This is a genomic window from Streptomyces sp. NPDC005799, assembly GCF_040630525.1.
Classification (GTDB): Bacteria; Actinomycetota; Actinomycetes; order Streptomycetales; family Streptomycetaceae; genus Streptomyces; species Streptomyces griseorubiginosus_B.
In genome coordinates this window covers 74002-93729 of sequence record NZ_JBEXXQ010000020.1, presented here as the reverse complement: position 1 = coordinate 93729, position 19728 = coordinate 74002, and the positions used below count along the sequence as shown (strand labels likewise).

General features: G+C 74.4%; 19 protein-coding genes. 7 read left to right on the top strand and 12 right to left on the bottom strand.

Annotation, left to right across the window (positions count from 1 at the left end; translation table 11 throughout):
* Position 1 precedes the first annotated feature (1 nt).
* Positions 2-484: a methylated-DNA--[protein]-cysteine S-methyltransferase gene (locus tag ABZ453_RS21015; RefSeq protein WP_359016444.1), complete on the bottom strand. Its 483-nt coding sequence runs from the start codon at positions 482-484 to the stop codon at positions 2-4.
* An 8-nt stretch (positions 485-492) separates the two neighbouring features.
* On the bottom strand, positions 493-1977 hold the full coding sequence (locus tag ABZ453_RS21010) for an AlkA N-terminal domain-containing protein (protein ID WP_359016443.1): 1485 nt from the start codon (positions 1975-1977) through the stop codon (positions 493-495).
* A 149-nt stretch (positions 1978-2126) separates the two neighbouring features.
* On the opposite strand from ABZ453_RS21010, the gene ABZ453_RS21005 reads away from it, so the two are divergent.
* Together ABZ453_RS21005 and ABZ453_RS21000 are read left to right on the top strand one after the other, a co-directional pair.
* The gene (locus tag ABZ453_RS21005; RefSeq protein ID WP_359016442.1) at positions 2127-2495 is read left to right on the top strand and encodes a metalloregulator ArsR/SmtB family transcription factor; all 369 of its coding nucleotides are present in this window, start codon (positions 2127-2129) and stop codon (positions 2493-2495) included.
* Between the two features lie 16 nt (positions 2496-2511).
* Positions 2512-3669, top strand: a complete 1158-nt coding sequence (locus ABZ453_RS21000; RefSeq protein WP_359016441.1) for an MFS transporter — start codon at positions 2512-2514, stop codon at positions 3667-3669.
* Between the two features lie 399 nt (positions 3670-4068).
* Here the strand turns inward: ABZ453_RS21000 and ABZ453_RS20995 are convergent, their stop codons facing one another.
* On the bottom strand, positions 4069-4956 hold the full coding sequence (locus tag ABZ453_RS20995) for a M48 family metalloprotease (protein WP_359016440.1): 888 nt from the start codon (positions 4954-4956) through the stop codon (positions 4069-4071).
* Between the two features lie 39 nt (positions 4957-4995).
* Positions 4996-5379 carry a BlaI/MecI/CopY family transcriptional regulator gene (locus ABZ453_RS20990; RefSeq protein ID WP_359016439.1) on the bottom strand — a complete coding sequence of 128 codons (384 nt, stop codon included), beginning with the start codon at positions 5377-5379 and terminating at the stop codon, positions 4996-4998.
* Between the two features lie 137 nt (positions 5380-5516).
* Between ABZ453_RS20990 and ABZ453_RS20985 the strand changes: the two genes are divergently transcribed.
* Positions 5517-7025 (top strand): hypothetical protein, encoded by a 1509-nt coding sequence (locus ABZ453_RS20985; RefSeq protein WP_359016438.1) that lies wholly within the window; start codon positions 5517-5519, stop codon positions 7023-7025.
* Entirely contained in the window at positions 7022-7969 is a 948-nt protein-coding gene (locus ABZ453_RS20980; RefSeq protein WP_359016437.1) for a lysylphosphatidylglycerol synthase domain-containing protein, read from the top strand. Before ABZ453_RS20985 ends, ABZ453_RS20980 begins: the two co-directional genes overlap by 4 nt.
* Positions 7970-8072: 103 nt before the next feature.
* On the opposite strand, the gene ABZ453_RS20975 is transcribed toward ABZ453_RS20980, so the two are convergent.
* The 4 genes from ABZ453_RS20975 to ABZ453_RS20960 form a co-directional block, all read right to left on the bottom strand.
* The gene (locus ABZ453_RS20975) at positions 8073-8735 is read right to left on the bottom strand and encodes a response regulator transcription factor (RefSeq protein WP_359016436.1); all 663 of its coding nucleotides are present in this window, start codon (positions 8733-8735) and stop codon (positions 8073-8075) included.
* A 66-nt stretch (positions 8736-8801) separates the two neighbouring features.
* Entirely contained in the window at positions 8802-9608 is an 807-nt protein-coding gene (locus ABZ453_RS20970; protein ID WP_359016435.1) for a phosphatase PAP2 family protein, read from the bottom strand.
* A 178-nt stretch (positions 9609-9786) separates the two neighbouring features.
* On the bottom strand, positions 9787-10392 hold the full coding sequence (locus ABZ453_RS20965) for a phosphatase PAP2 family protein (protein WP_359016434.1): 606 nt from the start codon (positions 10390-10392) through the stop codon (positions 9787-9789).
* Entirely contained in the window at positions 10389-11054 is a 666-nt protein-coding gene (locus ABZ453_RS20960; RefSeq protein WP_359016433.1) for a DedA family protein, read from the bottom strand. The genes ABZ453_RS20965 and ABZ453_RS20960 overlap by 4 nt, the downstream gene beginning before the upstream one ends.
* Positions 11055-11173: 119 nt before the next feature.
* Between ABZ453_RS20960 and ABZ453_RS20955 the strand changes: the two genes are divergently transcribed.
* From ABZ453_RS20955 to ABZ453_RS20945, 3 genes are all read left to right on the top strand, one after another.
* The gene (locus ABZ453_RS20955; RefSeq protein ID WP_359016432.1) at positions 11174-11602 is read left to right on the top strand and encodes a BlaI/MecI/CopY family transcriptional regulator; all 429 of its coding nucleotides are present in this window, start codon (positions 11174-11176) and stop codon (positions 11600-11602) included.
* A 93-nt stretch (positions 11603-11695) separates the two neighbouring features.
* Entirely contained in the window at positions 11696-12640 is a 945-nt protein-coding gene (locus tag ABZ453_RS20950) for a M56 family metallopeptidase (protein ID WP_359016431.1), read from the top strand.
* 179 nt (positions 12641-12819) lie between these two features.
* Complete coding sequence (locus ABZ453_RS20945) at positions 12820-14667, top strand: M1 family aminopeptidase (protein ID WP_359016430.1); 1848 nt, start codon at positions 12820-12822, stop codon at positions 14665-14667.
* 12 nt (positions 14668-14679) lie between these two features.
* On the opposite strand, the gene ABZ453_RS20940 is transcribed toward ABZ453_RS20945, so the two are convergent.
* The 4 genes from ABZ453_RS20940 to ABZ453_RS20925 form a co-directional block, all read right to left on the bottom strand.
* The gene (locus ABZ453_RS20940) at positions 14680-15189 is read right to left on the bottom strand and encodes an O-acetyl-ADP-ribose deacetylase (RefSeq protein ID WP_359016429.1); all 510 of its coding nucleotides are present in this window, start codon (positions 15187-15189) and stop codon (positions 14680-14682) included.
* A 179-nt stretch (positions 15190-15368) separates the two neighbouring features.
* Positions 15369-16781 carry an NAD(P)/FAD-dependent oxidoreductase gene (locus ABZ453_RS20935; RefSeq protein WP_359016428.1) on the bottom strand — a complete coding sequence of 471 codons (1413 nt, stop codon included), beginning with the start codon at positions 16779-16781 and terminating at the stop codon, positions 15369-15371.
* Positions 16782-16897: 116 nt separating this feature from the next.
* Complete coding sequence (locus tag ABZ453_RS20930; RefSeq protein ID WP_359016427.1) at positions 16898-17746, bottom strand: inositol monophosphatase family protein; 849 nt, start codon at positions 17744-17746, stop codon at positions 16898-16900.
* 94 nt (positions 17747-17840) lie between these two features.
* Positions 17841-19670: a gamma-glutamyltransferase gene (locus ABZ453_RS20925; protein ID WP_359016426.1), complete on the bottom strand. Its 1830-nt coding sequence runs from the start codon at positions 19668-19670 to the stop codon at positions 17841-17843.
* Positions 19671-19728: the final 58 nt, after the last annotated feature.

Below are 19728 nucleotides of genomic sequence, written 5' to 3'. Positions count from 1 at the left end.
GCTAGAACAGGGCCGTTCCCCGTTCGAAGTCCAGGAGGCGTTGTTTGCGGGGCAGGCCGCCGCCGTAGCCTGTGAGGCTGCCGTCGGCGCCGACCACGCGGTGGCAGGGGACGATGATGCCGACCGGGTTCTTTCCGTTGGCCAGGCCGACCGCTCGGGAGGCGGCCGGATTGCCGAGGGCGGCGGCGAGTTGGCCGTAGGAGCGGGTCTCGCCGTACGGGATCCGGCGGAGCTGGTCCCACACCGTGCGCTGGAACGGGGTCCCGTTCAGGCGGAGTTCGAGGGTGAACTCCTTCAACTCGCCGTCGAAGTAGGCCGTCAGCTGTTCCTCCGCCTCGCCGAAAGGGCTGTCGTCGCGGTCGCCGAACGTCTCCTCGGCCGGACGGTGGCGCTGGTCGGTCATGTAGAGGCCGCACAGGACGCCGTTCTCGGCGACGAGGGTGAGGGGGCCGTAGGGGCTGGTGATGACGGTGTGCTGCTTCATGAACGTCCTTACACGGGGAGGAAGTTGATCGGGTGGCTGTCCGTCGCCCACAGGTACTGCACCGCGTACGCCCGCCACGGCCGCCAGGCCGCCGCGCGGGTGGTCAGCGCTCCCGGGGTGGAAGGCAGGCCCAACTCCTTGGCCGCACGGCGGATTCCGAGGTCGGTGGGGAGGAAGGCGTCCGGGTCGCCGAGGGCGCGCATGGCGATGACGTCCACCGTCCAGGGGCCGAAGCCGGGGAGGGCGAGGAGACGGGCGCGGGTCTCGGGCCAGTCGCTCTCCGGGCCCAAGTGGATGGCACCGCATGCCAGTTGGGTGACCAGGGTGGTGAAGGTGGTGCGCCGGGTGCGGGGCATCGCCAGGGTCTCGGGGTCCAGGGCTGCCAGGGCCTCGGGGGTCGGGAAGAGGTGGGTGAGGCCGCCCTCCGGGTCGTCCACCGGGTCGCCGTGCGCGGTGACCAGGCGGGCCGCGTGGGTGCGGGCGGCGGCCGTGGAGACCTGCTGGCCGAGGACGGCCCGTACGGCGAACTCGGCCTCGTCGACCGTGCGCGGCACACGCCGGCCCGGTGCCTTGTCGACCAGCGGGGCCAGGACGGGATCCGTGCGGAGCTGGTCGTCGACGGCCACCGGATCGGCGTCCAGGTCCAGCATGCGGCGGCAGCGGCTGATCGCCACGGTCAGGTCGCGCAGGTCGCTGAGGGTGAGGCGGCAGGCGATGTGGTCGGGCTCGGGGGCCAGCGACGCGACGCCGTGGCCGTACGGGAGGCGGAGCGTGCGGCGGTAGGCACCGTCGCGCCACTCCTCGACGCCGGGTACGGCGGTCGCGGCGAGGTGGCCGAAGAGGTTGTCGGGGTTGAGGGGGGCACGGAAGGGGAGGCGGAGGACGAGGGTGCCGGGGGTGGCGGCCGGGGTTGTGTTCCTGGGCAGGCGGGCGCGCAGCTCGCTCGGGGACAGGGCGAAGACCTCGCGGACCGTGTCGTTGAACGTGCGGATCGAGGAGAAGCCGGCGGCGAAGGCGATCTCCGCCATCGGCAGCGGGGTCGTCTCGATCAACAGGCGCGCGGTCTGGGCACGTTGGGCGCGGGCGAGGGACAGCGGACCGGCGCCGAGTTCGGCGAGCAGCTGGCGTTCGATCTGGCGGGTGCTGTAGCCGAGACGTGCGGCGAGCCCGGGGACGCCCTCGCGGTCCACGACGCCGTCGGCGATCAGCCGCATCGCGCGGCCCACGAGGTCGGCGCGCTGGTTCCACTCCGGGGAGCCCGGGCTGGTGTCGGGGCGGCAGCGCTTGCAGGCGCGGAAGCCGGCCTGCTGACAGGCGGCCGCGCTGGGGTAGAAGGTCATGTTCTCGGGCTTGGGCGGGACGACGGGGCAGCTGGGCCGGCAGTAGATGCGGGTCGTCAGGACCGCCGTGAAGAACCAGCCGTCGAAGCGGGCGTCCTTGGACTGGACGGCGCGCACGCAGCGCTCTCGGTCGGTGTGCATCCCGTTCTGCATGCCTCCAGCATCGGCGGTGGGCGCGGGCAGGGCTGGCGAGAATCCGACATCGACCTGGGCTGCCCTGGGCCGGTGCGGATCCCGGGGCGGTGACCAGTCGGTTGTTGAACATCGTTCAGCGGCGCGGGGGCGCTGGGTAGGATGCCCGCATGGGTCAGGGAGCGGACGCCGCGCGGGACGTCACCGGGCGCGCGCGCCTGGACGCCGGCGACATCGCCGAGGTGGCCGAGGTGGCCACCACGCTGCAGGCCCTGTCGGCCCCCTCCCGGCTGCTGATCCTCGCACGGCTGCGTGAAGGGCCGCTGCCCGCGACGGAGTTGGCCGCGGAGGTGGGCATGGAGCAGTCCGCGTGCTCGCACCAGTTGCGGTTGCTGCGGAACCTGGGGCTGGTCGTGGGCGAGCGCCGCGGACGGTCGGTGGTGTACGCGCTGCACGACCGCCGTGCCGCCGAGCTCCTCGACCGGGCCGTGCACCACGTCGGGCGTCTGCGGCGGGGGATCAGTGACGCCGGGGGGTGACCCCTCGCGTCGGCGGATGTGGCCGCTGTACGCCGCCGGGTTCACCACCGCCTTCGGGGCGCACGGCATCGCCGCGAACCTCGGGGGCGCGGGCAAGGACGCGGTCACCTCGCTGCTCGTCCTCGGCGGGCTGCTCGCCCTCTACGACGGCGCCGAGGTCCTGCTCAAGCCGGTGTTCGGCACGCTGGCCGACCGGGTCGGGGCGCGGCCGGTGCTGCTCGGCGGGCTGGTGGCGTTCGCCGTCGCGTCCGCGCTGTACGTGCTCGCGGACAGCCCGGGGTGGTTGTGGACCGCGCGGCTGGGGCAGGGGGCGGCGGCGTCCGCGTTCTCGCCGGCCGCGTCCACGCTGGTGTCCCGGCTGAACCCGGCGGCGAAGCAGGGGCGGGCGTTCGGCGGCTACGGCTTCTACAAGGCGATCGGCTACACGCTGGGTCCGCTGCTCGGCGGGGTGCTGGTGTGGGCGGGCGGGCTGCGGCTGCTGTTCACGGTGCTGACGGTGCTCGGCGCGGCCGTCGGGGTGTGGGCGCTGGCCGCCGTACCCGTAGTACCGCCGCTCCCCCGGGCCCGGCAGACGGTGCTGGACCTGGCGCGTCGGCTGGCGGACCCGGCGTTCCTGGTGCCGACGGCCGCGCTCGCCGGGGCCACGGCCGCGCTGTCGGTCGGGGTGGGGTTCCTGCCGGTGTCCGGCCGGGCGGCGGGGCTCGGCACGGTGGCGACGGGGGCGGCGGTGTCGGTGCTGGCCGCGTGCGCGGCGGTCGTACAGCCCCGTACCGGACGGGCCCTGGACGCCGGACGGCTGACCGCGCGGACCGGCCTCACCGCCGGGCTGCTGCTCACAGCGGCGGGGTTGGCCTGCGCGATGCTGCCGGGCCTCACCGGGGTGCTGCTCGCCGCCGCCCTGATCGGCGTCGGCACGGGCCTGATCACTCCCCTGGGCTTCGCGACTCTGGCCTCCTCGACCCCGAAGGAATGCCTCGGCCAGACCATGGGCGCGGCCGAACTGGGCCGCGAACTGGGCGACGCGGGCGGCCCGTTGCTGGTGGCCGGGGTCGCCGCGTCCACCACCCTGACGCACGGCTACGCGACCCTGGCGGTGGTGTTGGCGTGCGGGACGGTGCTGGTGGGGTGGGGATTGCGGGCCGGGGTGCGCGCGGAGGATGCGGGGGCGGCTTGACGCGGTGGGACGCGCGCCGAGGACACCAGGGCGGCTTCACGCGGTGGGACACGCGCCGAGGACACGGAGGCGGCTTCACGCGGTGGGGCGCGCGCCGAGGACACGGAGGCGGCTTCACGCGGTGGGACACGCGCCGAGGACACGGAGGCGGCTTCACGCGGTGGGACGCGCGCCGAGGACACGGAGGCGGCTTCACGCGGTGGGACGCGCGCCGAGGACACGGAGGCGGCTTCACGCGGTGGGACGCGCGGGGGACCTCGGCCAGCTCGACGGGGTTGCGGGGCGGGGGCTCGGCGCGGCTTACGAGGTCGCGGGCCGGGGGCTCATCAGCATCCTGTCGCCCCTCGCCCGGCCCACCGCCCACCCCCCTCCCACCCAAGGCGCCCGCACAACCCCCGCTCAGCTCAGCACCTCGCCCAGCAAGCGCAGCAGGTCTCCGGTGGCGTCCGCCGCGCACAGGGGCGGCAGGGCGCCCAGGGCGAGGATCGCCGCGGCGATCATGCGCAGGTGCGGGGGCGGGGTCGTGTGGAGGGCGGCGATGCGACGGGGGACGGTGCGGTCGGTGAAGTGCAGGGCGCAGCCCTGGCTGTGCGTGACGAGGGCGGCGCGGGCCAGCGCGCGGGCCGTGGTGCCGCGGTCGCCCACCGCGCCGGCGGCCTGTTCGTCGGCCCAGCGTTCCACCAGGTAGGCGACGCTTGTCCGGACCGGCACGAGCAGCGGGTTCGCCGCCGCGGCGAGGCCGGCCGCACGGACCAGCAGGGCGTGCCGGTGAGCGAGATGGGCGCGCTCGTGGGCGAGCAGGACCCGGCGTTCGGCGGGCCGCAGGGCGGCCAGCATCGCCGAGGTGACCAGGATCCGGCCCGGGGTGTCGGGGACGGCGAAGGCCTGCGGCCGTGGTGAGGCGGCGACGATCAGTTCGGTGCCCGGCGGATGCCCCTCGCACAGACGCCGCAGCGTGCGCCGGGTCGCCCGCTCGGCCCGGACCGCGCGCAGCACACGGCAGACGGCGACCGTGAGCAGGGCCAGCGCGAGGACGGCGACCGTCCCGGGGACCGGTTCCGGCAGCACCCGGCCGTCCTCGCGGGCGTCGGCGACTACCGGCGGAGCCTGCCCGACCAGCGTGACGGTCAGCAGCACAAGTGCCCAGGTGGTCGCGCCCGCGGTGAGGACGGCGGCCGCGGTCAGGGCGCGGGCCGCCTGCGCGGGCGCCAGCGACCGGGCGACCGGGCGGCTGACGACGGCGAGCAGCAGGGACAGCAGCACCGGGGTGTAGACGTCGATCCTCATCTCGTCCTTCCCGTCCCCTGCCGAGCCGCCGTGCCCCCGTCAGACACCGCCCTCACCCAGCAGCTCGCGCAGGGCCGTCTCCTCCTCCGGGCGCAGGCCGGTGACGAAGTGCTGCAGCGCGGCTATCGGGTCGGGCCCCCGGTCCAGCGCCTGGTGCATGGCCTCGGCGGTCATCTGGGCCGCGTTCTTCGCCGGGCGGTACGCGCCGCGCCGCCCGTCGGCGTCCCGCAGGACGAGGCCCTTGTCGTGCAGGCGCCGCAGGATGGTGTGCACGGTGTTGTAGGCGAGGTCACCGTCCAGCTCGGCCTGGATCTCGGCCGGCGTCAGAGCCCGGTCGGTCGCCCACAGCGCGGCGAGGACCTCGCTCTCCAGCTCGCCGGGGCTGCGTCGCTCGGCTCTGCCGCGAGGAGTCGTGCCTGCCATGGCCACCACCTTACGGCGCGTAGGGTCCGGCGGTCACCGACTCGAACCTCCCCCTTACCCGCCTCCGGCATCACCCCGACCTACAGCCTGTAGGGTGACCTGCGACCCTACAACGCGTAGGGCCGGAGGGATGGACGATGCCAAGGGCCTCCGACGCCGCAGCCGCACCTTCACGGCCCCGGACCCCCGGTGCCGCCCTACCCCCGGGGTCACCTCCGGCGCCCCGGACGGGCGAGCGATGGCTCATGGCCGTGGCGGGCGCCTTCACCCTGCTCCAGCTCGTGCTCGTGCGCCCCGGGCTGGGCCTCGGCTGGGACGAGACGGTGTACGTCAGCCAGGTCAGCGGCCACGCCCCGGCGGCCTTCTTCAGCGCCCCGCGCGCCCGAGGCATCACCCTGCTGGTGGCCCCGGTCGCCCTCTGGTCGTCGTCGACCCCGCTGCTGCGGGTGTACCTGGCCGTACTGGCGGGCGCCGGCCTGTACGGGGCGCTGCGGACCTGGCTCGGCCTGTTCCCGCCCCGCGTCCTCGCGGCCGGCGGCGCCCTCTTCGCCACCCTGTGGATCACCCTCTTCTACGGCCCCCAGGCCATGCCCAACTACTGGGTGGCCGTGGGCGCCCTGGCCGCCGTGGGCTACTTCCTGCGGGCCCGCCGGGACCCCACCCGGCGGGCACCCCTGTGGGGCCTGGCCGCGGCAGCCGCGCTGATGGCGTGGATGCGGCCCACCGACGCCGTCTGGACGAGCCTCCCCCTCCTCGCCCTGGCCCTCCGCGACCGCCGCCCGCGCCTCCTGCTCGCCCTGCTCGGCGGCATGGCCGCGGGCGCGCTCGAATGGGTCGTCGAGGCGCACGTCAGGTACGGCGGCCTGGGCGCCCGGCTGAGCACCGGCTCCCGCATCGAGGGCGGCCTGGGCCTGCACAATGCCGTGACCGACCAGCTCCGCAGCCTCGGCGGACGCGCCCTGTGCCGGCCGTGCACCGGCGCCGTCCCGAGCGCGCCGGTGATCGCCTGGTGGTTCGTCCTGCCGCTGCTCGCCGCGGCCGCGCTGGTCATCGCGGTACGAGCCCGTCGTACGACCGTCACCGCGCTGCCCCTCGCCTGCGCGGTCACCGCGGCCGTGCCGTATCTCTTCCTCATCGGGTACGCGGCACCCCGCTTCCTGCTGCCCGCGTACGCCCTGCTCGCGATCCCGGTCGCCGACGCCCTGTGGTTCCTGGTCACGGCGCCAGCGGGGCGGTGGCGACCGGTGGTCGTGACCCTGGTGGCGGTCGGGCTGGCCGGTCATGTGGCCGTGCAGCTGGCGGTGGTGGACGAAGCGGTGTCCCGTACGACGACCGCGCACCGCGCCTGGGCCCGCAGCGCCACGGAACTGCGTCACCTGGGCGTCTCTCCGCCCTGTCTGCTCACCGGCGGCGACGCCGTCCCCATCGCCTTCCAGGCCGGCTGCGCCTCCGCGTACACCGCCGGTCACGACACCGGCACCACGACCGGTGTCCTCACGCGCACCGCCCGCCGCGTCCCGGTCGCCCTCCTCGCCGCGAGCCCCGGGCACCTGCCGTCCTACGCCCACGGCTGGCGACTGCACCGGCTGTCGGACGGCTACGCCTACCTGGCGCCCGGCGCCCTGCGGGAACGGCAGGGCGCATGAGCACGCAGACCGGTGCCGTCCTGGACGCCGGGCGACGGGTGGCCTGGCAGACCCTGGTGGCCGGCGGCCTGCTGGCGGGGGCCGTGGTGATCGCCGTACGGCACTGGCCCGTACTGGACGCCGGGGCCGACCGGTTGGTCGTGGCCGACCGGGGGTGGCTGCTGCTGGCCGCGGTGCTCACCGTGCTGACCTGGGTGTGCGCGGCGGTCACGGTACAGGGCGCGGTGCGGGAGGCGTTGCCCGCGCGTCGGCTGGTGGCCGTGCAGTTCGCGGCGGGGGCGGCCAACCACGTCCTGCCCGCCGGGGTGGGGGCCGGTGCCGTCAATCTGCGGTTTCTGATGCGCTGCGGGCTGACGCCGGGGCGGGCCGCGACGGCCCTCGCGGTCCGCGGCACCGCGGGCGCGGTCGTGCGGTGCGCGCTGATCGCGGTGCTCGCCCTGGCCTGTCCCGGGGTGCTGCGGCTGCCGTCGGTGCACGGGACGGCACTGCTGCTCGCCCTCGTGGGGACGGCCGCCGCCGGCTGCGCGGCCGTGGCGTTGGCTCGGCTGACCCGGGTGCGGCGGTGGCTGGCGTGCACGGTGGCCGATGTGCGGGGGGTCCATGAACGCCCTCCGCGCGCGGCGGCCCTGTGGGGCGGTTCGCTGGCCTTCGCCATGCTCCACACGGGGATCGTGTTCGCCGTCGTACGGGCCCTGGAACTGCCGCTGCCGGCGGGACGGGTCGCGCTCGCTTATCTCGCCGCGAGCAGTGCCGCCGTACTGCTGCCGACGCCCGGTGGGCTCGGATCGCTGGACGCCGCGCTCGCCTGGACGCTGACGGCGGCCGGGGCTCCGGCGGACGCGAGCCTGTCGGCGGTGCTCGGCTACCGGTTGCTCACGGTGTGGCTCCCGCTGGTGCCGGGGCTGCTGGTGCTCGCCGGGCTGGTGCGCACGAAGGCTCTGTAGACCAGGAGCGACTTCGGGATCGTGCGGGACCTCGCCCCCCGCGGAACGGGCCGGGCGGCGCGCCGGCGGCGGTACGCCGGGTCCGTCGTCAGTGACACGGGGGTCATGACAGGCGGTGGCCGATGCCGCGAGTGGTGGCGACGGTCAGGTCGCTGCCGGCCGTGCGCAGCTTGCGGCGCAGCCGGGTCAGGTACTGGTCGAGGGTGTTGTCGCTGACCTGGGCACCTTCCGGCCAGGCGGCCCGGACGAGGTCCCGGCGGCTGACGTTCTCCCCGGGCCTTGCCATGAACGTGGCCAGCAGCCGGAACTCCGTCGGCGTGAGATCGGCCGCCGTGCCGCGGACGGTCAGGCAGTGCCGTACGGCGTCCAGTACCAGGTCCCCGGCCGTGGCGTGGGGCGTGGGCACGGCGCGTCTGAGGGCGGCGCGCAGGCGGGCGGCCAGTTCGGCGAGGTGGAAGGGCTTGGGGAGACAGTCGTCGCCGCCCGCGGAGAAGCCGGACAGGCGGTCGGTCAGGCCGTGGCGTGCGGTGAGGAAGACGACCGGGAAGGAGAATCCGTTGGCGCGCAGCGCCTGGCAGATGTCCCGCCCGTCCGCGTCCGGGAGCCCGACGTCCAGCACGGCCGCGGCGACCTCGGCCCCGGCCAGTCGCAACGCGGTCGCTCCGTCGGCGGCGGGCAGGGTCGCGAACCCTTCGTCCCGCAGCCCGCGCACCAGCACGTCACGCAGGCCGTGATCGTCCTCGACGACCAGGATCTTGGGGGGCATGGTCCTCCGTCAGGGGTTCGGGACAGGCGCGGCCGGGCGCGGAGAGACATGAGGGACGGATGTCCGTCAGGGACCCGAGGGCGGTGCGGAGTCGGGCGGCGGTGCGGAGTCGGGGGGTCTGTCAGAGGCTGTCGGTGGTCGGGGAGCGCGCCCCCTGCCGGTGCCGTCTCCGTCGCCGTCGCACCGTCCCTCGCGCCCGTCCGGCCGCGCAACCGGCACGGCGCGCCCCGATCCGCCCCCACCCGTGATCCGCACGGCCGGCGCCGGACCTGATGCCCACCGTCCGAGCCCCCACCAGCACAGCCCCAGCCAGGCGCCGGCCAGCAGCCAGCCGCCCAGTACGTCGCTGGCCCAGTGCACGCCCAGGTAGACGCGGCTCAACCCGACGGCCACCGCCCAGCACACCGCGATCACGCACGTCGTACGCGCGAGCCCGGGTCGGATGTGCCGGGTGACCGCCCAGCACACGAACCCGGCCGTGAGCGCGGAGGTCGTCGTGTGGCCGGAGGGGAAGGCGAAGCCGGACGCGTGGGCTGCCCAGTCCGCGGTGTTCGGACGGGCCCGCGCGAACAGCTCCATCAGCCCGCTGCGCACCAGTTGCCCGGCGACCAGCACGGCCAGGCCGTACACGACCGCTCTCACCCGCTCACCGGTGTCCCGGCCGGCGACCAGCCCGGCCGCCATGACGATCAGGTACGGCCACGGTCCCGTCCCGGTCGCCGTGATCCCCCGGGCCAGGGCCTGACCGACCGGCGGCCGGTACCGGAGCGCCCAGGCGTGCGCCGCGCCGTCACCGGGGAGCGGCGAGCCGTGCCGTACCCCCATCGCGACGGCGAGGGCGGCGAACAGCACGGCGCAGACGACCGCGAGCAACGGCAGCCCTCCCCGCCCGGGCCTCGCATCCCGTACGGACCGCGCCCTCCGCGGAGCCCGGGCCGCCCCAGTCACGGCGCCCCCGCCAACCGCCGACCGGTCACCGCCCCGCCGACCACCACGTCACTTCCCGCCGCTCGCCCAGGACGACCCGGCACGCCATCGCGCGCACTGCGCCTCACACCCCCGTCACCAACCCCCCGAACCGAGTCCCGGCCACCCGTCCGACCAGTGGCGCGCCCCGGTCGGCGAGCTGCATCAGGAGCCAGGCCAGGAGCGCTCCGAAGGCCAGGCCCACGGCCACGTCGTGGGGATAGTGGGCGCCGATCCAGACGCGGGAGACGGCCATCAGGACTGCCGCCGGGGCCGCGAGAAGAGTGAGACGGTGGTCGGTCAGGGCGATCGCCACGGCCGCGGCCCCGGCGATCACCGCGTGGTTGCTGGGGAAGGACCAGTCCCGCGCCGCGGGGCACGCCTCGACCGTGACCACGTGCAGCGTGCGGCAGGGTCTGGTCTCGGCGAACGCCGACTTCACCAGCACGTCCACGGCGTACACGACCATCACGATCAGCGGTGTCGCCAGGGCGCGGACCATCCGCGCCTCCCCGGCCCCGCGGGCCCGCCACCAGGCGACGAGCATCAGCACGGCGAACAGGGCGAGCCCGTAGTCCGACCAGACGGCGATCGCGGTGTCGAGGGGATGCGACGTGTGGCGGGCGAGCTTCGTGATCCAGGTGTAGAGGCCGCCGTCGACCGAGGCGCCGCCGAAGGCGAGAGCGGTCATGACGGGGCCCCCGGGGAGGTGCGGCGGGCACGCGCGCGGCGGGCCTCGATGGCGAGCGGGGTCAGGGACGCGAGGACCACGACGGCGACCAGCGGCAGGAGGTAGTGGTCGACGTTCGGGATGGAGGAGCCCAGCGCGTAACCCCCGAGGACGAGGCCGATCGTCCACAGCAGTCCGCCGACGACCTGCCAGAGCGTGAAGAGCCCTACCGGCACGTCCAGGGCCCCGGCCAGCGGGTTGAGCACCGTGCGCACCACCGGCACGAAGCGGGCCAGGACGACCGCCTTGGCGTGGCCGTAGCGCGCGAGCAGTTCCTCGGCGCGCGCCGCGCCCTCGTGCAGCTTTCTCGCCCGGCTGCGGGCCAGCAGCGCACGGCCTCCGCGCCGCCCGATCCAGTACCCGACCTGCGCCCCGGCCAGTGCCCCGACGACCGCGGCGACCAGCACCTGCGGCAGCGAGAGATGCACGGACCGGTGGGTGCCGCCCGCGCACAGCAGTCCCGCCGTGAACAGCAGCGAGTCGCCGGGCAGGAAGAAGCCGACCAGCAGGCCGGTCTCGGCGAACAGCACGGCGGCGATGCCGAGCGTGCCGAAGGCGGACAGCAGGGATCCGGCATCCAGGACGTTCACCGCCTGGGCGACGGCGAACTCGGCAGCTGCCATGCGGGCGACCCCTCTCATACTGGGACGTGGACGGAGCGGGCCGGAACCCGCACCGAGCGACTACAGTCATGTAGACCGTCTACCGAACTGTAGACGAATCAGAGCCGAGGAGCGTTCCCATGCCGCAGGGGCAGATCGACGAGTCGGCCGGCGGCCCGGCCGACGGGCGCACGGACCGGCGGCCGGCGGGCGAGCTGGAGGCGAGTGTCCTGGCCGCCCTGTGGGCCGCCGACGGACCGCTCACACCCGGCGCCGTGCAGCTGGAACTCGGCGGCGGCCTGGCCCGCACCACCGTCACCACCATCCTCACCCGGTTGCACGCCAAGGGCGCGGTCACCCGGGAGCGGGTCGGTCGCGGCTACACCTACGCGCCCGCCCAGGACTCCCCCGGGCTGACCGCGCGCCGGATGCACGCCGAACTCGACAAGGACGAGGACCGCGGCACCGTACTCGCGCGTTTCGTCTCCGACCTGAGCCCGGAGGACGAGCGTGTGCTGCGGACCCTGCTGGAGACCACCGACCAGGGGACGGCCGACGAGACGCCGTGAGCCGGTGGGGGTACCCGTGGTGGTCAGTGACCGGCCGCGGGGTCGTGCCGCGTAGGCTGGCCGGTGACGGACCGGCGGCCCTGGAGGAATCGCGTGATCATTGCCGTGTGGCTCCCGCTCCTGATGCCGCTGCTGGCGGTCCCGCTGGCCCGGCGCGGTGCGGAGCAGCTGCCGCCCCGGACGGCGGCCTGGGCGCTGACCGCTCTGGCGCTGGTCCTCGCCCTGTCGAGCACGGCCGCTCTCGTCCTGCTGGCCCTGAACGGCGCCCTGCGCCTCCCCTTCGTCGCGGCTCTCGGCCATCTCTCCCCGCATCTGCTGGGCGACGGCTCCCCGGCCACCGTGCCCGCCGCGGTCCTGGCCGCCTGCGCGCTGACGGCACTCGGCGCCTCGGTGCTGCGCCGGGCCGTCCGGCACGTGCGTGAACTGCGCGCCGCGCACCGGCACTTCGGGAGCGAGGCGAGCGCGGGCGATCTGTCGGTGCGGGAGGACGAGCGGCCCGACGCGTACGCGCTGCCCGGCCGCCCCGGCCGCATCGTGGTGACCACGGGCATGCTGCGCGCCCTCAGCGCACGCGAGCGCGAAGTGCTCTTCGCCCACGAGCGCGCGCATCTGTCCGGCCGCCACCATCTCTTCCTCGTGGCCACCGAGTTCGCCGTGGCGCTGCACCCGGCACTGCGCGGTCTGCGCGCCCCGCTCTCGTACGCCCTGGAGCGCTGGGCCGACGAGTCCGCCGCGCGGGTGACGGGTGACCGCGCCCTCACCGCCCGCGCCGTCGGCCGCGCGGCGCTCGCCGCCCGCGCCGCGAGCCCCCGGCCGCGGCTGTCCCTCACGGCCACCGCGGGGCCGGTCCCGCGCCGGGTCAGCGCGCTGCTGAGCGCGCCGAAGCCCGCCGCCCGCGCACTCCCCCGCGCCCTGGCCGGACTCCTCCTCGTCTGTGTCGCCCTGTCGGCGACGGCGGCCCTGGAGGCGGCCACGGACCTGCACGACGGCATCGAGGTCGCCCAGGGAGAGAGCGCCCCCGTCGGACACGGCGACTGACCGGAGCGGCCGGCCACCGTAGGCCGTCGTCACCCTTCTCACGCACAGCTCCCTCACAGCACCCGCATATGGCATGCTCAGGCCAACAAGTGCACGCAGCCCCGACCGCCCCGGCGCACCCAGGCCGGCCGGCGATCGCCGAGCAGACCGGGATCCCGGTCGCCGCAAAGGAGTTCCGCGTGAGATCGACCCCCCACAGATCCGTCGCCGCGCGCCTGCTGGCCGTCGCCGCGCTGGCCGTCGTATCGCTCCCCGCCCTTCCCGCCGCCGCATCATCGGCGGCGGTGGCCTGCACCCCGGCCCAGGTGGTGGCCAACGGCGGCTTCGAGAGCGGCACTTCGCCCTGGAGTCAGTCGTCGACGAGCGTCATCACCAGCCGCTCCGGTGAAAGCGCGCACGGCGGAAGCTCGTTCGCCTGGCTCGACGGCGTCGGATCCACGCACACCGACACGCTCTCCCAGAGCGTCACCGTCCCGTCGGGGTGCGACAAGGCGACCCTGTCCTTCTGGCTGCACATCGACACCGCCGAGACGACCTCCTCCACCGCCTACGACAAACTGACGGCGAAGATCGGCTCCACCACGCTGGCGACGTACTCGAACCTCGACAAGAACACCGGCTACGTCCAGAAGTCCTTCGACGTGTCGGCCTTCGCCGGCCAGACCGTGAACCTCGCCTTCACCGGCACCGAGGACTCCAGCCTGCAGACCAGCTTCGTCCTGGACGACATCGCCCTCGACACCTCCGCGGGCACCACCCCGCCGGCGGACTCGGCACGGACTCCCGCCTCACCCTCGTACACGGTCAGTCTGAGCAGCAACAGCAGCGGCACCGTGTGGACCGGCCACGAGAGCGCGACCTTCACCAACGCCTCCTCGACCGCGCTCGGGGAGGTGTATCTGCGGCTGTGGGACAACTACCACGGCACCTGCTCGGCGATGCCCATCACGGTCACGAACCTCACCGGTGGTACGGCGGGCGCCCTGTCCGTCGGCTGCACCGCGCTGCAGATCTCCCTGCCGGCGCCGCTCGCGCAGGGGCAGAGCGCCACGATCGGCTTCGACCTCGGCATCACCGTGCCGAGCGGCGCCGACCGGTTCGGGCACGACGGGGCCTTCAACAACATCGGCAACGCGCTGCCCGTGCTCGCGGTGAAAGACGGGGCGGGGTGGCACCTGGACCCGTACACCAACAACGGCGAGTCCTTCTACTCCCTGGCCGCCGACTTCCGTGTCACGCTCGACCACCCGAGCAGCCTGCTGGTCCCGGCGACCGGCACGTCCGTCGACACCCCCGGTTCCAGCGGGCGTACGGTCACCACCGCGACCGCGTCCAAGGTGCGCGACTTCGCCTGGGCGGCGGGGCCGTTCAGCAAGATCTCGGGTACCTCGGCGGCCGGCACGGCGATCAACGTCTACTCCGTCTCGGGCATCAGCTCCTCCGACGCGCAGTCGATGCTGAGCACCGCGAAGACCGCCGTCGACGCCCATGCCGCGCGCTTCGGGGCCTACCCGTACGGCGAGTTGGACGCGGTCATCGACAACAACTACTGGTTCGGCGGCATGGAATACCCCGGCTTCGTCCTGGACCTCGTCAGCACCACCGCGCTCACCCATGAGATCGGCCACCAGTGGTGGTACGGCATCGTCGGCGACGACGAGTACAACAGTCCCTGGCTGGACGAGGCGTTCACCGACTACGCCACCGACCTGGCCCTCGGCAAGAGCGGCAGCAACTGCTGGAGCAGCGTCTCCTGGGCCTCCTCCGCGGAGAAGATCACCAACTCCATGGCGTACTGGGACGCCCACTCCTCCCGCTACTCCACCGTCGTCTACGGCTACGGCAAGTGCGCCCTGCACGACCTGCGGCGCCTGATCGGCGACACGGCGATGACCAAGGTGCTGAAGGACTACGCGAGTTCGCACTGGTACGGCGTCTCGACCACGGCCGAGTTCAAGGCGGCGGCCCAGTCCGCGACGAGCACGGACCTGACGTCGTTCTGGAGCACGCACCGCATCGACGGCTGAGCGGACGGGAGTTCAGCGGGCTCGCGCGGCGAACGCCTCGTGGGCCCGCTCGTCGAAGAGGACGAATCTGACCTCCTCGACCGACGTGTCCGCGGCCCGCACCGTCTCCACGGCGATGCGGGCCCCGTCGTCGATCGGCCAGCCGTAGACACCGGTGGAGATGGCGGGGAAGGCGACCGTACGGGCGCCCAGTTCGTCGGCGACCCGGAGGGACTCCCGGTAGCAGGAGGCCAGCAACTCGGAGCGGTCCTCGCCGGCCGCCCAGACCGGCCCGACGGTGTGGATCACCCACCGCGCGTCCAGCTTCCCGGCGGTCGTCGCGACCGCCTGGCCGGTGGGCAGGCCCTTGCCGTAGTGCGAGGCGCGCAGCTTTCGGCACTCCTCCAGGATCTCCGGGCCACCCCCGCGGTGGATGGCACCGTCGACACCCCCTCCACCGAGCAGCGAGGAGTTCGCCGCGTTGACGATGGCGTCGACGGACTGCCGGGTGATGTCGCCCCTGACGAGAGTGATGCTGGTCATGGTGCCTCTATACCAGGAGGGCCGGGACGGGGCGCGCGGAATTTCCGGGCCACGCGAGGGAGGGGCCGGGAGGAAGGGGGCCCTGGCTCGCGGCGCGACCGCGGACCGCACCGGCTGCCACGGGTCGCCGGTCGGGCACCGCTTCGGCTGCGAAGCAGTGGCTGACCCAGCTGTCGCGGCTACCGCTGCTCACGCAGCCTGCGCCACACCGCCTTCGCCGCGTTGTGGCCCGACATGCCGTGGACACCCGGGCCCGGTGGGGTGGCGGAGGAGCAGATGAAGACCGCCGGGTGGGGGGTGGTGTACGGGGAGAGGGAGAGCTTGGGGCGCAGCAGGACCTGGAGGCCGGTCACCGCGCCGGAGCCGATGTCGCCGCCGACGTAGTTGGCGTTGCGGGCGGCGAGTTCGGGCGGGCCGGCGGTGGCGCGGGCGAGGACGCGGTCGCGGAACCCGGGCGCGAAACGCTCCAGTTGGCGTTCCATGACGTCCGTGAGGTCTCCCGTCCAGCCGCTCGGCACATGGGCGTAGGCCCAGAAGACCTGCTTGCCCTCGGGGGCGCGGGTGGGGTCGACGACGCCCGGCTGCACCGTGATCATGAACGGTCGGTCGGGTGCCCGGCCCTCCCGGGAGGCCGCACGCAGGGCTCTGCCGATCTCCGCGCTGTCGGCGCCGATCTGCACGGTGGTCGCGGCGCGGGCCTCCTCCGCGGTCCACGGCACCGGTCCGTCGAGCGCGTAGTCGACCTTGAAGACGCCCGGGCCGTACTTGTAGTCCGCGTAGTAGCGGCCGAAACCGGCGATGCGGGCCAGCGCGGTGGGCGAGGTGTCGAAGACGTACGCGCGCGCGGGCGGCAGGTCGTCGAGGCGCTTGACCTCGTAGTCGGTGTGCACCAGGCCGCCCAGGTCCTTGAGGTACGCGGTGAGCGCGTCCGCGATGGACTGGGAGCCGCCCCGGGCGACCGGCCATCCGCGCGCGTGCGCGGCGAGGGCGAAGACCAGGCCGATGGCACTCGTCGCGAAGCCGCTGAGCGGGGCCATCACATGGGCGACCAGTCCGGCGAAGAGGGTCCTGGCCCGGTCGTCGTGGAAGCGGCGCGCCAGCCAGGTCGACGGCGGCAGGCCCACGAGGCCGAAGCGGGCGAGGGTGAGCGGGTCGCGGGGCAGCGCGGTCAGCGGCAGGGACATGAAGTCGCGGATCAGGGTGTCCCACCGGGGCAGGAACGGCGCGACCAGTCTGCGGTACGCCCCCGCGTCGCGTGGGCCGAAGGAGGCGGCCGTCTCGGCGACCGAGCGTGCCAGCACGGCGGCGGTGCCGTCGGTGAAGGGGTGCGCCATGGCCAGGTCGGCGTGCAGCCACTGAAGGCCGTACCGCTCCAGGGGCAGGGCGCGGAAGGCCGGGGAGTTGATGCCGAGCGGGTGGGCCGCGGAACAGGGGTCGTGCAGGAAGCCGGGCAGGGTGAGCTCTTCGGTGCGGGAGCCACCGCCGACGGCGTCGCGGGCCTCGAAGACGGCCACGGAGAAGCCGCGGCGGGCCAGCTCCACGGCGGCCGTCAGTCCGTTCGGCCCCGCACCCACCACACATGCATCGAGCATCGACGGCACCTTCGGACCCCTTCGTCAACCGATGGCCTGGGGGTCAGGATATGCCGGGGGTACGACACCTGGGGGTGCGGGCGGGGGATGCCGGTGCCCGCTGCCGCCGAGGCCGGTCACGCGGGTCCCTGCCGCAGAAGTCCCACCACCTTGCGGGCCGTCGCCTCGTCCCGGGCCGTGGTGAAGGGGAGGGTGTTGCCGCCGGTTATGCGGAACGGCTCCCCGGAGAGTGTCAGGTGGGCGCCGCCCGCCTCCTCGGCGAGGAGGATGCCCGCCGCGTGGTCCCAGGCGGCCTCCCAGGAGAAGGCCGTCGCGTCGAGCTCTCCGCGGGCGACGGCGAGGTACTCGAGGCCCGCCGAGCCGCAGGCGCGGGGGGCGACGCCGTCGGTCCACAGGCCGAGCAGGGCGTGCTTCTGCTCGTCCGTCGTGTAGTCCGGGTGGGAGGTGGCCACTTCGAGGTCCCGGCCGGGGGCGGGCGAGCCGGCGTACAGGCGCTCGCCGTCGAGGAAGGCGCCCCGGCCCCTGACGGCGACGGCAAGGTGGCCGCGGGCCGGCGCGTACGTCCAGGAGGCGAGGACCACTCCGCGGCGCGCGAGCGCGACCAGCGTGCAGAACCCGGTCTCGCCGCGCACGAACTGGCGCGTGCCGTCGACCGGGTCGACGATCCACACCGGGGCGTCGCCCTGGATCGCCTCGTAGGTCGCCGGGTTGGCGTGCACCGCCTCCTCGCCGACCACGACGGAGCCGGGCAGCAGGGCGCCGAGGGTGTCGGTGAGGTAGCGCTCGGCGAGGCGGTCGGCGTCGGTGACCAGGTCGTGCGGTCCCGCCTTCTGGTCGATCTCGTGGGCGGCCAGGCGGCGGAAGCGGGGCATGATCTCGGCCGCGGCGGCCGTGCGGACCGCCTCCTCCACGTCGGCCGAGCGTCGGGCGAGAAACTCGTCGATGGTTTCCGTGTCTACGATCATGCCTCCATGAGACCATGCGTCACTGACAACGCCCGCCCGCCGGGTGGATACCCGGTGGAATCGGGATGAACTCGGGGTGCGCGAGCCGCGGCTCCTAGCGGCCGGCCGCGTATCCCTGCATCCCGCGCGGGTTGGCGGCCGCCGACAGCACGCCCGTCTCCGGGTCCCGGGCCACCGCGCACAGGCGGCCCTCCGACCAGGGGTCGCCGACGGTCACCCGGTGACCGCGCCGCCGTAGCTCCTCGACGACGTCCGCACCGACGCGGGACTCGACCGTGACGCTGCCCGGCCGCCGACCGCGCGGATGGAAGGAGCCGGGGAAGCTGTCGTTGTGCCAGTTCGGGGCGTCGATCGCGCCCTGGAGGTCGAGGCCGCCGCGGACGGGCGGGAGCAGGGCGAGGGCCAGGAAGAAGTGCAGCTGCCACTGGTCCTGCTGGTCGCCGCCGGGGGTGCCGAAGGCCAGCACCGGGACACCGTCGCGCAGGGCGAGGGAGGGCGTGAGGGTGGTGCGGGGACGGCGGCCCGGGGTGAGGGAGTTGGGCAGACCGTCCTCCAGCCAGGTCATCTGGAGCCGGGTGCCGAGCGGGAAGCCCAGTTCGGGCACGACCGGGTTGGACTGGAGCCAGCCGCCGCTCGGGGTGGCGGCGACCATGTTGCCCCAGCGGTCGACGACGTCTATGTGGCAGGTGTCGCCGCGGGCGGCGCCGTCGGCACCGGTCTCCGGCTCCCCAGGCACCGGGGACGTCGGCGGTTCGGCGACGGTAGGTTCACCGGCACCCATCGGGCTGAAGCCGGGCTCGTCGGCGATGACCGTGTGCGCGTGTGCGCTGAGCCGCGGGATGCGGCCTCCGGGGCTGCCGGGGCGCAGTTCGCAGGAGGCCTTGTCGCCGACGAGGGCGCGACGGGCCGCGTTGTAGCCGGCCGACAGGAGGTCTTCCAGTGGCACCTCGGCGGCGTCCCCGTACCAGGCCTCACGGTCGGCCATGGCGAGCTTGCAGCCCTCGACCAGCAGGTGGACGTAGTCGGCGGAGCCGTACGCGGGCAGCTCGGGCGGCAGCAGCGCCAACTGCTGGAGCAGTGCCGGTCCCTGGCTCCAGGGGCCGGCCTTGCACACGGTCCAGCCGTTCCAGTCGTACGTCACCGGGGCCTCGTAGGTCGCCGACCAGCCGGAGAGGTCGGCCGCCGTCAGGGTGCCGGTGTGGCGCTCGCCGCTGGTGTCGAGGGCGGGGCGCCCGGACTGCCGTACCAGCGCCTCGGCGATGAAGCCGGAGCGCCACACCTCGCGCGCCGCCTCGATCTGCGCGACCCGGTCCCCGGCGCCGGCGGTCTCGGCGATCAGACGCTTCCAGGTGGCGGCGAGAGCGGGGTTGCGCAGCAGCCGACCGGGGCGGGGAGCCTTTCCGCCGGGCAGGTAGAGCTCCGCCGACGAGGTCCATTCCGTCTCGAACAGCTTCCGTACCGTCTCGACGGTCGCGCCGACGTTCTCCACGGGCGCGTGCCCGTGCTCGGCGTACCCGACGGCGTACCCGAGGACGTCCGCGAGGGGCTTGGTGCCGTGGTCGCGGAGCAGGAGCATCCAGGCGTCGAAGGCGCCGGGCACGGCGGCGGCGAGGGGGCCGGTGCCGGGTACGAGGTCCAGACCGAGCCCCCGGTAGTGCGCGACACTCGCCCCGGCCGGGGCCACGCCCTGTCCGCACAGCACCCGTACCTCGCCGCCGGACGGCGCGAGCAGGATCGGGACCTCGCCCGCGGGGCCGTTGAGGTGCGGCTCGACGACGTGCAGCACGAACGCGCCCGCGACGGCGGCGTCATAGGCGTTGCCGCCGTCCTCCAGTACGGCCATCGCCGACTGCGAGGCCAGCCAGTGGGTGGAGGAGACCATCCCGAAGGTGCCCTGAAGGGTCGGCCGGGTGCGGAAGCGCATGTCTCACCTCTCGGTTCGCTGTGGGACTGCCCCTACCCGTCCGAGGCGCCTACGAAGA